The organism is Colwellia sp. MB02u-14 (assembly GCF_014076915.1).
In the GTDB taxonomy this organism is placed as follows: domain Bacteria; phylum Pseudomonadota; class Gammaproteobacteria; order Enterobacterales; family Alteromonadaceae; genus Colwellia_A.
In genome coordinates this window covers 53,209-67,117 of record NZ_JACGUX010000062.1, presented here as the reverse complement: position 1 = coordinate 67,117, position 13,909 = coordinate 53,209, and the positions used below count along the sequence as shown (strand labels likewise).

Annotated in this window: 12 protein-coding genes and 1 tRNA gene; 6 read left to right on the top strand and 7 right to left on the bottom strand. The window is 34.7% G+C overall.

Annotation, left to right across the window (positions count from 1 at the left end; genetic code table 11):
- Window positions 1-143: 143 nt before the first annotated feature.
- From H4J52_RS19905 to H4J52_RS20400, 3 genes are read right to left on the bottom strand one after another with little or no spacing between them, the layout of a single operon-like run.
- Window positions 144-623, bottom strand: coding sequence for a hypothetical protein (locus H4J52_RS19905; protein WP_259366725.1), 480 nt, complete (start codon window positions 621-623; stop codon window positions 144-146).
- Window positions 550-1,248: an alpha-amylase family glycosyl hydrolase gene (locus H4J52_RS19900; RefSeq protein ID WP_404851855.1), complete on the bottom strand. Its 699-nt coding sequence runs from the start codon at window positions 1,246-1,248 to the stop codon at window positions 550-552. Before H4J52_RS19900 ends, H4J52_RS19905 begins: the two co-directional genes overlap by 74 nt.
- Before the next feature lie 6 nt (window positions 1,249-1,254).
- Window positions 1,255-1,476 carry an alpha-amylase family glycosyl hydrolase gene (locus tag H4J52_RS20400; RefSeq protein ID WP_404851854.1) on the bottom strand — a complete coding sequence of 74 codons (222 nt, stop codon included), beginning with the start codon at window positions 1,474-1,476 and terminating at the stop codon, window positions 1,255-1,257.
- A gap of 197 nt (window positions 1,477-1,673) precedes the next feature.
- Here H4J52_RS20400 and H4J52_RS05120 point away from each other — a divergent pair.
- A tRNA-Ser gene (locus H4J52_RS05120) sits at window positions 1,674-1,764 on the top strand.
- Window positions 1,765-2,985: 1,221 nt separating this feature from the next.
- Here the strand turns inward: H4J52_RS05120 and H4J52_RS05115 are convergent.
- Both H4J52_RS05115 and H4J52_RS05110 read right to left on the bottom strand, forming a co-directional pair.
- Window positions 2,986-3,225: a hypothetical protein gene (locus H4J52_RS05115; RefSeq protein WP_182181018.1), complete on the bottom strand. Its 240-nt coding sequence runs from the start codon at window positions 3,223-3,225 to the stop codon at window positions 2,986-2,988.
- A 159-nt stretch (window positions 3,226-3,384) separates the two neighbouring features.
- Window positions 3,385-4,395, bottom strand: a complete 1,011-nt coding sequence (locus tag H4J52_RS05110; protein WP_182181017.1) for a YafY family protein — start codon at window positions 4,393-4,395, stop codon at window positions 3,385-3,387.
- Window positions 4,396-4,974: 579 nt separating this feature from the next.
- On the opposite strand from H4J52_RS05110, the gene H4J52_RS05105 reads away from it, so the two are divergent.
- From H4J52_RS05105 to H4J52_RS05095, 3 genes are read left to right on the top strand one after another with little or no spacing between them, the layout of a single operon-like run.
- The gene (locus H4J52_RS05105; protein WP_182207790.1) at window positions 4,975-5,337 is read left to right on the top strand and encodes a hypothetical protein; all 363 of its coding nucleotides are present in this window, start codon (window positions 4,975-4,977) and stop codon (window positions 5,335-5,337) included.
- Window positions 5,324-5,731 carry a hypothetical protein gene (locus tag H4J52_RS05100; RefSeq protein ID WP_182181015.1) on the top strand — a complete coding sequence of 136 codons (408 nt, stop codon included), beginning with the start codon at window positions 5,324-5,326 and terminating at the stop codon, window positions 5,729-5,731. Before H4J52_RS05105 ends, H4J52_RS05100 begins: the two co-directional genes overlap by 14 nt.
- 31 nt (window positions 5,732-5,762) lie before the next feature.
- Window positions 5,763-5,948, top strand: a complete 186-nt coding sequence (locus H4J52_RS05095) for a hypothetical protein (RefSeq protein ID WP_182181014.1) — start codon at window positions 5,763-5,765, stop codon at window positions 5,946-5,948.
- 822 nt (window positions 5,949-6,770) lie between these two features.
- Here H4J52_RS05095 and H4J52_RS05090 read toward each other — a convergent pair.
- Window positions 6,771-7,511, bottom strand: coding sequence for a LytTR family DNA-binding domain-containing protein (locus H4J52_RS05090; RefSeq protein WP_182224316.1), 741 nt, complete (start codon window positions 7,509-7,511; stop codon window positions 6,771-6,773).
- Entirely contained in the window at window positions 7,504-8,850 is a 1,347-nt protein-coding gene (locus H4J52_RS05085; protein WP_182224315.1) for a sensor histidine kinase, read from the bottom strand. Before H4J52_RS05085 ends, H4J52_RS05090 begins: the two co-directional genes overlap by 8 nt.
- A 289-nt stretch (window positions 8,851-9,139) precedes the next feature.
- On the opposite strand from H4J52_RS05085, the gene H4J52_RS05080 reads away from it, so the two are divergent.
- Window positions 9,140-10,078: an ABC transporter ATP-binding protein gene (locus H4J52_RS05080; RefSeq protein ID WP_182181011.1), complete on the top strand. Its 939-nt coding sequence runs from the start codon at window positions 9,140-9,142 to the stop codon at window positions 10,076-10,078.
- A gap of 25 nt (window positions 10,079-10,103) precedes the next feature.
- Window positions 10,104-13,775 carry a M1 family aminopeptidase gene (locus H4J52_RS05075; protein ID WP_182224314.1) on the top strand — a complete coding sequence of 1,224 codons (3,672 nt, stop codon included), beginning with the start codon at window positions 10,104-10,106 and terminating at the stop codon, window positions 13,773-13,775.
- Window positions 13,776-13,909 lie beyond the last annotated feature (134 nt).

The following is a 13,909-nucleotide window of genomic DNA, read 5'->3' as shown; positions in this document are numbered from 1 at the left end:
TTGATTCATTAATTTATCTAAGGAGGTGAAACATCAGTGATAGAAATAGAGTTAAATGAATAAAGACTAAAAGATTAAAAACCAAGGACACTCCCATACTTCCTTGGTTTTTCTTTATCTGTAATGTTTATCTATAAAACTGGCTATTTAATTTTATAAATAGCAAAGCTCAACGCAGGCACACTTAATGAATCAGGGTTCACTTCATCATATTTAGACGCGGGATAAACTTTTTTCGCGCCAGATAGTGCTAGCTTGATTGGCTGGACTGTTTTTTCGGTATTAAAGACAACGACCATTGTGTCGCTGTCTTTTAGCGTACGTGATATTGCAAACACACCGGGTGTATCTTGAGCGTATAAGGTTTTTTGTTCACCAAATCTTAGTGCAGGATACTGATAATAAACATCGGCATATTTAGCAAATGTTTTATAAAGTAGGTGATTTTCATCAAAATTGTCATCAGCAGTGGTTTTCGTATTTGCAAGCAAGTCATCATCGTTGTAGCTATTAACCAATGAAGGCATCATGTCTTGACGAGCTCCTTTGTCACCAACATCTCCAACAAAACCTTGTTCGTCGCCATAATAGACAATTGGCACACCACGTAGAAAGTAAACCATCGCGAGGGGCTAATAAGGTGCGTTGAATTATTGCTGCTTCGCTGTAATTAAGAACACTGTCTTTTAACATGCTAGCAAAGCGCCCCATATCGTGATTACCGGTAAAATTAAGTAACTGATTGGCATTGCTGTCGCTGTCATTATAATAATGGTCGCGCTCAAATAACTCGACGAGTTTATCTGTCCCTTGTTGTTTAATTAGGGTGTCTTGCAAAGCAAACTGCATTGAAAAGTCGAGTACAGATTGCATTTTTCCTTCAGTGGTAAATGATCTTAATTCTTCACTGTCACCACTATAAACTTCACCAAACATGACGAATTCTGGAATACCAAGCTCTTGAGCATGATTAACCAGTGCAGGTGCAAATTCTGCCCAGAACGCCATATTGACGTGTTTTATGGTATCAATTCTAAAACCGTCAGGTTTAAATTCACTTGTCACGTTTTTGAATATATCGATCATACCTTGAACAACTTCTGGTGAATCTGTATCAATATCGTCTAAACCACTGAAGTCACCGTATATTGAATTTTCTCCTTCGTAAGTGGTATCACCTTGGTTGTGGTAGTACTTTTTGTCATTTAACCAAGCAGGAGATTTAAGACTTTCTTGTCCTTTAGGAATAATAGGCTAATAGGCATCTCCAACAGCGATTTGAGCAAGCGACTTATAAAGGCAACCGTCATTTTCTTTCATCAGATATTGCAAGCCATCTTCGCCACGACATTCAACGTACTTAATGACGTCAGCGGTATGGTAAGTAATAATGTCAAAAAATACTTTTATATTTTCTTTATGTGCTGCATCAATGAAGCGCTTTAAATCTTCATTGTTGCCTAAGTGCGGGTCAATCTCATTGAAATATAAAAAGAGAAAAAGTGATTTTAAATGAATAATATACTGACTTTCAGCTAAAAAGCTGTTTTTTTAGTTACCTTGCTGGTTTATTGAACATAAAGATAAAATAATAAAATTAGTGCTTTACAAATGTTATTGCAGGTCTTAATATCTGCACCGTCTTCAAGCAAGCAATTGTTTTAAGACATTCAGGTGAGATGGCTGAGTGGTCGAAAGCACTGGTCTTGAAAACCAGCAAGGGTTTATAGCCCTTCTAGAGTTCAAATCTCTATCTCACCGCCAAACAAAGAAAAACCCGTTAATCGAAAGATTAGCGGGTTTTTTGCATTTTGAACTGAAAACATTACGTTAAAGATAAATAAGGGGTTATAGCATTAAACCTTCGAGTAGCTTTCAAATCTCTATCTCACCGCCAAACAAAGAAAAGCCCGTCAATCGAAAGATTAGCGGGTTTTTTGCATTTCTGGAATATAGGTTTTTAGGTTTACTTTAAAGGGGCTCATCAAATTCACTTTTATGTGAAGACTTTAAATCAGAATATATAAGAATCTATCAATAATATTAAGATGTACTTAGTGCGCTAAACTGAAGTTAGCAGCTCGTTAATCTTAACAGCTGCTTAAAGTTTATAACGGCCGTTTATATTTCATCTCAGAACGCTATTTTCGCTGCCACTGAAAGTCATAATTTAGGCATGAACTGATCTTAATAAAGAACCTCCTTGCCTTTATTTCAGTTTACTGTGCGTTCCGTATAGAAAGAACAACACAACTTAAGATTAATGGATTATGGAATTAACTGTCGATGTTCGTTTATCAAAGCTAAAGGTTTACTATGAACTAGTGGTAGGACCCTTTTTAAAGAATGCATGTTTTTCTGATTTTTATCGAAGCATAAAACCGCAATCTCACTTGAGTTAGACCCTGACTTATCTTTCACTGCCTTACCAAATGACAAACCAGATGTTTCAATTTCTACTTCAGAAAATCATTTTTTATAAATGCCCAGTCGCTCTATTTTTTAGGTATACTAGTGTTGTTAATTACAGCATATTGCCTAATAGATAAGCTGTAATCATATCCACCGATAGATTTATTTTTCCTTTTTTCAAATCGGTAAAAACACTTTCATTTTTCTTTTTGTCATAAAATCTTTTAGAAAAATAAATCGATACAGTGTCGAAGGTCGCCCACTACTTGTCCCATGAGTTATTGCTATCTCACCTATGGTTTTAGGGCACTATTTTGATATATATTTTATTAATTCGTCTTGAAAAAAATCAAATTTAAGTTTTTTATAACCTTCTTTTTCAGTTAATTGACTAATGATTTCATCGTGATTGTCTTTTATTTTCGAAATGTAATATCTATATGATGTAAATATTACATTATCAGTAGCCATACCAGTAAGGAAATCATATATGGCATAACAATTAAGGATTCCATAATGATATTTTTTTCTTTCTTCTCTTTTTTGCTCATCTATTACAAAATTAACGTATTTTTAAAGCTGGTTTGAATGTGGGAATGTATTTGTTATATCTTCGATAATAAATGCTGATCTTTTAGCACCAATTTCAATAGCGAAAAACACATCTATTTTCCTATATTGCTGTAAAACTTTCCCTTTCCCTGTTAATAACAACTTACCAATAGATTCTAAAGTTACTTTATCTGCACGAGGGTGATTTTTCTTACACAGTAATAAAATGAACTCTTTTGCTGCATTTTTTAACTCATGCACTTCTGTATAATCTAGCCAATTAAGCAACCAACAAATAAATAAATAAAAGTATCTTGTGAAAGTTCACCAGTGACGTAATCAAAAAAATTAGGCTCTTTGCTCATCTTATTATTTAATCCTATTGTAGTTTTTAGTCATTGTTTGGTTCTTAACATTATTTTAGTATTCATAATTACTTAATGAGCTCTTTAAGGCTTTTACGACTTCAACTTTAAGATAAGTTGGTAACTCGCACACTACATCCGCACCATATTTTAATATCCACGCAACCAAGTCATAGGTTGGGATACAGCTAAATTGTACATGCGTCCATTGAGTTGAAGTCTGTAAAATTTGTTGGTCATCTGCTAATTGATTGTTGGTAAGTGTATCTAGTGCAAAGCCCTTTACTTTTAGTGCAACGATTTCTCTTTTGTTACCTGCTTTTAATAACCAACCAGAAGGGTTTTTGGCGAAATATTCTTGCAGAGTAAAAGAAAGTGGAGCATCCATTTTTGTATGGTTTTTGTCAGCGTTTGTAATACGATGAAATAAAAATAACATCGGTTTTTCAGGACTATCCTTTTTAGTTGCCACTAGATAATGGCTTTGTCCTCGAATGATAATTCCTAAAGGGTTTAAGCAATAATTTACCGCAGTATTTTTATCTTTTGCTTGATAATCGATTTGTATTTGGTTTTCGTAAAGCACACACTCGTAAATAATTTCACGATCACTTTCAGATATAAATCTACTATTATTTATTAATGGATAGCCCTCTGAAATTACCTGTAATTTTTCCTGCCATTTGCTAAATGCATTGTCTGAGTTGAGTGTGCATTTAGCGTCAGCTATTCGTGCTTCTGCTCGAAGGGTATATTCACTAGGCATTGCTTTGAGTAGCAGCTTTTCTGATAAAATCAACATCAGCGCTTCAGTTGGTTGAATGCCTTTAAATTTGCTCGCGTTATTTTGAATACAGCCCCAACCGCGACCTTCTGCGGTGTCTTCTAAATAAAGCCCACCTATATCGGTCAGTTTCACTAAGTCTCTTTCAACAGTGCGTTTACTCACATTAAACCCTTCATCTGTAAGGTGTTGATGTAAGGCAATGGTCGTTATGGGTTTGCCTGGAGATAAAGGGATTTTTCTTAACATCTCTAAATGACGTAATGTAGTACTTTTAGACATAACAAGGTGCTACCTAGGAGATAAATTTATTGATTTTTTAGTGGTTATAAACTTTATAGTGACTGTCTTTTTTCCAGATTATTTTACAATTAGTAAAATCAAAATAACTTTTTAATTGCTCTTTATATACGTTAGCAAATAATGAGCTATCCATATAAATGGTTATTGTGTTTGCTAACGTAGAATACACGACCCTTCCTCGTGGAAGTTCCTGGTATTCGCTAGCGATAAGTTCTTTAAAATGGGGTAAGTAAATGTGTTTATTTTCCCATTCTGTTATATGTTGAAAGGGACTATCAACCATGCCTATATCATCAGGGGCCAAAGTTTCAATCGCTATTTTTTTAGCAATTAAGTTGTTTTTATAAAACCAAAATATACCGACGTTAATAGTGAACTCCTTTTTATAATATTAATAAAAAATCATTTAATTTAATAGCTTAGATAATATGTTTTTTACCATAACACATAATAATGACTCTCGCGACAACCGGTGTCGCTTAAAAAATATTTTATTGCGACACTCTTTGTCGCACAGCGAGTTAAGATGTTTTCATGGTAGGCAATTAGTTAAAAATTATGTTTAACGAAAGTGATATGAGTATTGAATACAGTAGAATACGGCAATTATTAGAGCAGTTTACTCTTTATGGGGAAGCTGAGTTCACTATTGTCTTTGGCGCTATAGCGGAAGATGCTGACTATAGCACTTGGTCAACGCCTGATGATGATTTTAGTAAGTATAAAGCGTCTGGTTTTTTTAATCTCATGCAGCATTTATTAAGTGCATTCATTGAGTATAAAAGTCAGATCATATTACTTGAAAACTGCCACGGCATAATTAAAATTAAGCAACGCGTTATTGCTATTGAATGGGTGAATAAAAAAGTTGCCGACGATGCTATTGCTTCAATTCATGAGAAAGATAATGTTGATTACTAATAAAAAAATAAAAATCATAGAGTTAAGTGATGTGCTTACTGAGCATCGAGAATATCACCAAATGAAATTAGGTTGCTACCTAACAGCATTAAATTGTGATCAAAATAAAATACAAAGCAAGAGCGTAAGAGAAGGAAATGTAATTACGTTTCCTGAAAGCTCCCATGATTATGTCATTCGTATTTCAGGAGAAGCATATAATTGTTTTGAGAATCATCCTATAAGCATATATGTGACGTTCAACCAAGACAGGCAGGCTTGGGGGAAATACGCGAGTAGGATACAACATTTAATTGATTGTCAAAAAGCTGTTTTGGTTAGTTCCGATGTTTATAACGTACTAGATGCTGAAATTAACTTTTATAATCCAACTATTATTTGTTCAACGGGTTAACGCCTATTCTAGTTAGGATCGTACCGGATAGGTGAAATTGTTAATACCCTCTTTGAGATCAATAGCAGACAGGAAAAGAAGCGATTTACTCACTTACGCACTGCGTTTAATGACGAATGATCGCTGTGGTGCATCAGGAGCCAGTCAAGGTGATATTCAATCGGGTTTAGTTGCTATTCTCACCGCTAAAAACAGACGTCAGCCTTTGAGTTACTAACGGTGATTTTTCGCCTAAATTATTTGTGTTTAGTCTTGTAAATATTATCTTATTGAAAATTGACAGGGATATAGTCATGAGCAGGGTGGTTTTATTTATATTATCAATGATATTGGTTGATAAAACGTTAGCTGGAACAGTATATAAATGTACTGTTGATAGGGATAATTAAATATAGTCAAATGCCTTGCGGCGATGGCGAACCTGAAAAGTTAATAATATTAGATGTAATGTCTAAATCTATCACGTCAGCCCAAAAGCAACCTCAATCTACAACCTGTAATAATGACTACATTATCAAATCACATATTATCAGCAATAAGATAAAACGCTCTGAAGCTAATATTAAGCAATACTAAAAGAAAATCGTAAGAGAATTAAATCTGCTTAAGGCTCGCACGTACAGTGCTAACAATAACTTAGCTGGAGCTATTTACCAAGATGCTTGAGTATTGAGATGCTTGCGGTAACAAATAAATCAGTCATTGATAGATAGTTCAACTACAAATATCAATAAATTAAAGTCAAAAAAATAATTATTATCTTATTTTAACATTTACTAGCGCTGTTATTGAGATTAAAAATACAACAGCAAAAAATCTATATGACCGCTATGGTGGTTAAGCTGACTATTTATGAAGATACATTTACGCCTAAATTAGGACGGGTTTTTGGCAAAAATAACGGTTAGTTCTAACTCGTTGTGGGGCAGAAAGTGAGATATTTTTATCCCTAAAAGTAGAATGAAAAATTTAAAGTTGATTGAGAACTAAAGTATGCAATATTTGAAATAGTCTTAAAGTATCAGGTAAACTTAGCTATTTATTCTCTAGTCTTATTAATAAATTCTGTTATCATTTTTTTGTAAGTTTGCCCAATAGGGATAGTTTCATCGGAAATTTCTAGCTGTGAAGAACTGACACAGTTAACTTTATTTTTAGCAATGATAAAAGATTTATGTACGCGCATAAACAAACATGGGGGTAACTCTTTTTCGAACTGTGATATTTTTTGATGAGTAACTATTTTGCTATCACTAGAGTAAACCAAACAATAGTTACCGCAAGCTTCAATATAAAGAATGTCATTCAGGGCTATTTGGTGACGAGCTTTATCCCCCTTGATAAATATTCTCTGCTCTAAGGCATTAGTCTTATCTTGCGAATTTGAAGTAGTCCGGTATTCCCCCACAGGTAACTTATTTTTAGGGTGTATTTTATTTACTGCTTTTAAAAATCGTTCAAAACTGAAAGGTTTTAACAGGTAATCACTGACATTTAATTCAAAGCCTTCTAAGGCAAACTCTTGATAAGCCGTAGTAACAATTACCTGAGGTTTGACGGTTAACGTTTTGAGAAAATCAAAGCCGCTTAATTTTGGCATATTGATATCAAGAAACATTAAATCAACACTGTCGGTCGCGAGAAATTGCATGGCTTCCAGCGCGTTATAACTATGATTAACCAGCTTAAAATGTGGCAAGTTTGTACAATATTCTTCTATGATACGATGCGCGATAGGCTCATCATCAATGACCATGAAGCGAATCTCTTTGTTATTCATAATTATGTTGGCTCTTTAATTGTACTTCTAGTCGAACACAATGCACACCATGTCTTGAGGTGACATCGATCTGATGTGAATCAGGATAAATCAGCTTTAATCGTTGTGTTAAATTCTGTAGCCCGATACCCGTATGGCAACTTTGTTCACTCTCATCGAAATTATTTTCTATTTCAAATACCATGCTTTGTTCTGTAGCCTCAAGCTTGATAAGTATAAAAGCTTCATCAGTGAGTTTTTCAACGCCATGCTTATATGCATTTTCTACCAGTATTAATAATAATAAGGGTGAAATAGCTAAACCAGCATCTGCTATCTCATGAGCAAACGTTATATTTACTGGCTTATGGTATCTTATTTGCTGTAACTCAATAAAATCATTAAGGTAATTGATCTCATCCTTGAGTAGTACCTGATCTTTTTTACCTTGATAAATAGTATAACGCAACATGTCTGAAAGTTTGAGGATCAAACCCGGAGTTTGATCAGACTTTTCTAACGCCAAACCGTATAAATTGTTCATAGTATTAAAGAGAAAATGTGGATTTACCTGACTTTTTAAGTGCATTAACTCGGCATCAGTACGTTCGTTTTGTAGTTGTTTAACTAACTTCCATTGACCTATAACCCAATGAGAAAACAAGTGAAAAAGCATCAGCCAGCTCAATATGGTTAATTGGAACTTAGTGCCGTATTCACTATTATCGACAGTGTTCGATGCAAAGAAACATACGGCAATAAAGCTCGCATAAAGGATATAAATTTTTTGGGTTTTCAAATCAAGTGATTGAGGCTGGCTTTGTGACTTTTTTTTAATAAAAAGTACGATGTGATAAAGCATAAGCGCGTAACAAAAAGCTATGGTCAAATTATAGAATAGATCAATGATATGTACTTCTTCAAAGACTAATAAAGTATTCAATGCCAATAAATAACTGCACGCGATGTTATGGTTATTAAGCCAAATTAAAAACATCCTTAATTTTGTAGTATTACTTTCTTTTTGGGAGATATTTACCCCTATTATTGACTTTAACATTGGGCTATGAGCGATTATCAATAGGATCAAAACGAGATAATTTAAACAAAGTAGTGTAATGGCAAAAGGTAAGCGATTTTCTCGCGCATCTAATATCAACATAAACATGGTTAAGGCCAGAAACGTAGTTGAAACCAATAATATGCTCACTCGATTTTTTTTACATTGAGTGAACAAGGCTAGTTTAGCTTTCACTAGGTTTTCTTTAAGTGAATAATTTTTTGGCTCTATTAATTTACAAATGAATTTGTCGATAATAAAAAGTCCCACCAATAAAAACACCAAAAATAAACTGTTCATACAACACCCCGCATACCTTATCAAAGAGCGCTAAAAATACACGTATTTAGTAATACAAGCGAGCACTTTACTGTCGAAAATCTCTGTAAAATCACGCTATTTGACCAATCCTATCATTATGATGTCCAATTAAGTCTTTTTCGATACAAACGGTATTACGCCTTTTAAACTGGTGTTTGGCCAAGAAAATCTAGGGTACGTCACATAGTTTATTTATCACTAGGGAATAGTTATTGGCTTGGTTATAACTGTTGCAAATAAATTTACCTTTCTCTTGTGGAGTAACACTATGGAAGCAGTAGCAATAACATCAGGCTTGAATATCGATTCAAATAAGCACAGTAGTATTGAGAATCAGCTTAAAATTTCTGGATTAAGTAAAACCTATCATAATGGTTTTAGAGCCCTAAATAATGTCAATCTAACATTAGCTAACGGTATGTTCGGTTTACTTGGTCCAAATGGTGCGGGTAAGTCGAGCTTTATGCGGAGTTTGGCAACGTTACAAACTTTCGACAATGGCAATATTATTTTCAATGGTGAGGACAGCCAAGCTAACCCTGACGCGATTCGGAAATACCTTGGTTATTTACCACAAGAATTTGGTGTGTATCCTAAAATGTCTGCTGTGCAACTACTTGATTACTTAGCGGTATTAAAAGGTGTAATAGACAAAACAACGAGAAAAAAACAAATAGACTATCTACTGGAGTTAACCAATCTCACCGAGCACAAAAATAAAGCGGTTGCCAACTATTCAGGTGGTATGAAACAAAGATTTGGTATCGCTCAAGCATTGCTCGGCTCGCCTCAATTGTTAATTATTGATGAACCTACAGCAGGCTTAGACCCCGCTGAGCGTAATAGTTTTCATAATATTTTATCTGATATTGCAGATAAAATGATCATACTTTTATCAACTCATATTGTTGAAGATATCAATAATTTATGTCCAAAAATGGCGATTTTAAATGCAGGGGAAATATGTTTTCAGGGGAAACCACAAGCCTTAATAAGCACTTTACAAAACAGGCTTTGGAGAAAAACTATCTCAAAAAATAAATTAGAGCAGGTTCAGCAACAATATGAATTGTTGTCTGTGCGATTGAAGAGTGGTTGTTATCAAATCAGGCTGGTATCCGACATTAATCCTGGGCATGGTTTTACACCTGTGGAAGCCGATTTAGAAGATGCTTATTTCCATACCTTAAAGCAACAACAGCGCTAACTAAAGAGTAGCTAAGGAGCTAAATATGTTGACTCAATTATTACGTTTCGAGAGTTTATATCAAATTAAACAACCGTCTTTCATTATATTTTTACTTGCTTTACTGAGTTATGGTGTTGTTATTAACGCAGATGTTTTAGGTCAGGGGATGGAATTACTCCACATTAACTCGCCTTATCGTTTAAGTTATTTTATCGCACTAACTTCGGTACTTAGCATTTTCGCCGCGATGATATTTTGTGTTAATAGTTTACTTAGAGACAAAGATCATCATTTTGACGGTATTGTCGGTATGTTGGCGATAAAGCAACGATTTACCAGTTGTACCATCGCAGTATTAATGAGTACCTTATGTGTTGTTTCTATTTTATCCATTGGGCTAATGTTGGGAATATTATCTCCTAGTCTTGACCAAGAAAAAATTAGCCAATTTACATTGAGCCACTATTTATGGCCTTGGTTAGTCTTTGTTTTACCAAATACCCTTATTGCCACAAGTATATTAGTGGCAGTGACTTTAAAAAAACAAAATGCTTTTGCCACTTACATCACGGCAATTTCACTGTTTATCTTTTTTTGGGTATCAATGATGTTTATCGGTGCGCCGGTAACTGGAAGCATGGTGTTTAAAGATCCAAGCATGGTCAGCATCTTTGCTTTGTTAGACCCTTTTGGTACGAGTGCTTTCTTTGAACAAAGTCAATTCTGGACACCGGCACAAAAAAACGAGCAGTTATTTAGTTTGTCGGGTTCGTTATTGTTAAATCGGGTTATTTGGTTATCGATAGCATTAGCTGTATTTGTATATCTTGGGAAAGTTGTTATTCAACATTTTCAACCAAGTGAAAACACGTCTAGTGATAAACGAAAAAATTCACGTAATAAATCTAAAATAATCAATGCTATACCTAGCTTTGTTCCAGCTCAATTTAAAAAACATCTTGCAGCACCTTTAGTCATTACTGATACTAAAGGACTTAAATTTCAACTTTTAGCCTTGTTAACATTGTCAGTCATTGAAATTAAACAAATCGTCGGTCAATGGGCATTTAGAGGTTTAGTTATATTTGTTACTGGCTTGGCCATTGTGGGTATGTTGATGGCAGTGGGGGTCTTTAGTAGTGGTGTTTTCTCTGGACGTTATCCCACAACAGTGCTTTTAGTTAGCTATAGCACCGAAGCTTTTACTCCATTAGTTACTGCGATTATTATTTTTTATAGTGCAGAAAAAATCTGGCAAGAAAAGCTCCTTAAAGCCGACAGTTTTATTGACAGCTCACCTGTTGCTAATGCCACTATTTATGGTGCAAAGCTATTATCATTATTTTTTATTCCATTGTTTCTCGTGGCGATGAATATTGTTGCATCGATTATTTTTCAAATATCCAATGATTATTACCGCTTCGAATTTTCTCATTATCTTTCACTGTTTTATTTCGTCGCCCTGCCGGTGTTAATTCAAACGGTATTAATTTTCTTTATACAAACGCGTATTGCCAATAGTCGTTTTGCCAATAAATATTTAGGCATGATGATTAGTGCGATTGTTATTGTACTGTTAGCAATATCAAATGGACTCTTTGGCTTTGAACATCCTTTCTTAAACATCAATAAACTGCCTAGTTTATTACGTATTGATTCCGATTTAGTAGGGTATGGAGAGTTTGCCATTAAGTTCCATTACTTAGCTGGATTTTGGGGGATATTTGCACTTATCGTTGCTGGACTGACTGTACTTAAATGGAATAGGGGCGAGTGGTATAAAACAAGTGATTTTTCAGGTAAAACAAAATCACCATCGTATAACAATGATACAAAGAAACAGACAAAGTCCAACTTAACACAGGTGTATTTACCTGCATCATTAGCCGGTCTTTTGGCCTTCGGTTTTTTTATTCAAGTCAATATTCCTGTAAAGAGTGATTACCAAGCAAGGGATAAAAGTTTTGAAGACCAAGCGATTTATGAGCATAAATATAAGCAATATCAAAGCTTAGTTATTCCACAAGTGAGCGAAATGAAGCTTGCTGTTGATTTTTATCCCAATCTGAAAAGTTACTCAGTTAAAGCGGATTACCTTTTGGTTAATACGGGTAATGAAGCAATGCATGAAATATTTGTGACCGCACGTGTACCGCTACAAAGTATAGAAATTTCGGGGGCAACGGTATTACTTAACGATTCAACTGCAAACTGGAGTGTATATTTATTTCAATTAACAAAGCCATTATTATCAGGAGAAAGCTTAGCAATGAGTTATCAATTATCGCAATCATCGTCGCCTTTCGCTATTAATAAAGGCATAGTGAATAACGGCTCTTATCTTAATCACAGTGGATTTGAACCCTTGATGGGCTATATCGAACGTATTGAAATAAATGATGAATTTGAACGTGAAAATCGTGGTTTAACTGCCAAAGCCACCAGTATTTCAGACAGAAAAAAACTCACAGATAAAGGCAAGTTCATCACCCAAAAAAGGACGTTTGAAGCGGTACTATCAACGTCAATTGAGCAAACAGCCGTAACTTCAGGGCAATTGATAAAAACGTGGCAACAAGATGGCCGAAACTATTTCCATTACAAAATGCAAAAAGCCATATATCCACTAGTAGACTACATCTCAGCAATCTATGAAACGAAGAGCATTGAGCACAATGGACTTGTTGTTGAGATGTATTTTCATCCTGAACATGGGATAAATATCGATGAAATGTTACGTGCAACTAAAGCAACACTTGACTACGCAACAGCAAACCTTGGGCCTTATGCGTTTGACAGTTTACGTATCCTTGAAGTACCTGAATATCATCCTTTTGGTGGCAAAGCTACATCGGGCATTGTCGCTTTGTCGGAAAGTTTATACATCGAAGATTATAATGATGGTGCGGACATTAATAACACAGCTCGAAATACCATTCATGAAGTGATGCATCAGTGGTGGGGAGAAAAATTAGCCCCTAAAATCACCCAAGGTGAAGGTGTATTAGTTGAATCGTTAACCAAGTATATGGAAGCGGTGATATTAGAAAAAATGTATGGAAATAACATGGCTCGCCAATTAACAAAATATACTCAACGTCGTTATTTTTCAGGACGTGCTTATGCTCGTACTGCTGAAGTTGGCGTAATCGATGCAGACCATGAACGTTATCTTACTTATGGTAAAGGACCGGTGGTATTTACAGCCTTAAAAGAATTGTTAGGAGAGCAAAAACTTAATACTGCCTTTAAACAGTTAATCGATAGTCACAAATTAACTTTAAGTGCCACAACTGATGATTTACTCAGCGCAATATTAGATATCGCCAATAACTTGCAAAAAGGCCTTATTCAAGATTGGTTAACTAAGGTTATTGAATACGATTTAGCTATTAATAAAGCGGTTGTTAGCGAGCTTCCTGATGGCCGTTATGAGGTTGTGATCGATGTTAAAGCATTACGATTATCAACAGATAAGGATGGACTGGTCAGTGAGATAGGCATAGATGAGTCAATACAAATTGCATTATACCGCGCATACCCAGGACGTAGGAGTGCAAAGGCATTATCTATTACAAACCAGTTAATTAATCAAACTAACTCGACTATCACCTTGATTGTCGAAGATAAACCTGGCTATGTAATGATTGATCCAGATTACACTAGATTAGATAAAAACTTGTCTGATAATATTTCAAAAATTGAAGATAAATAATGGCTATTATTATCATTTTTTTATTAGGGAATTTAATCGTACTGATCCTGTATAAGCCTTGCCAGCTAACGCTGAATTAGCATTTTAGGTAAAATGTTATTTATAAGAAATAAGCTTATTTGAAAGTAATTGGA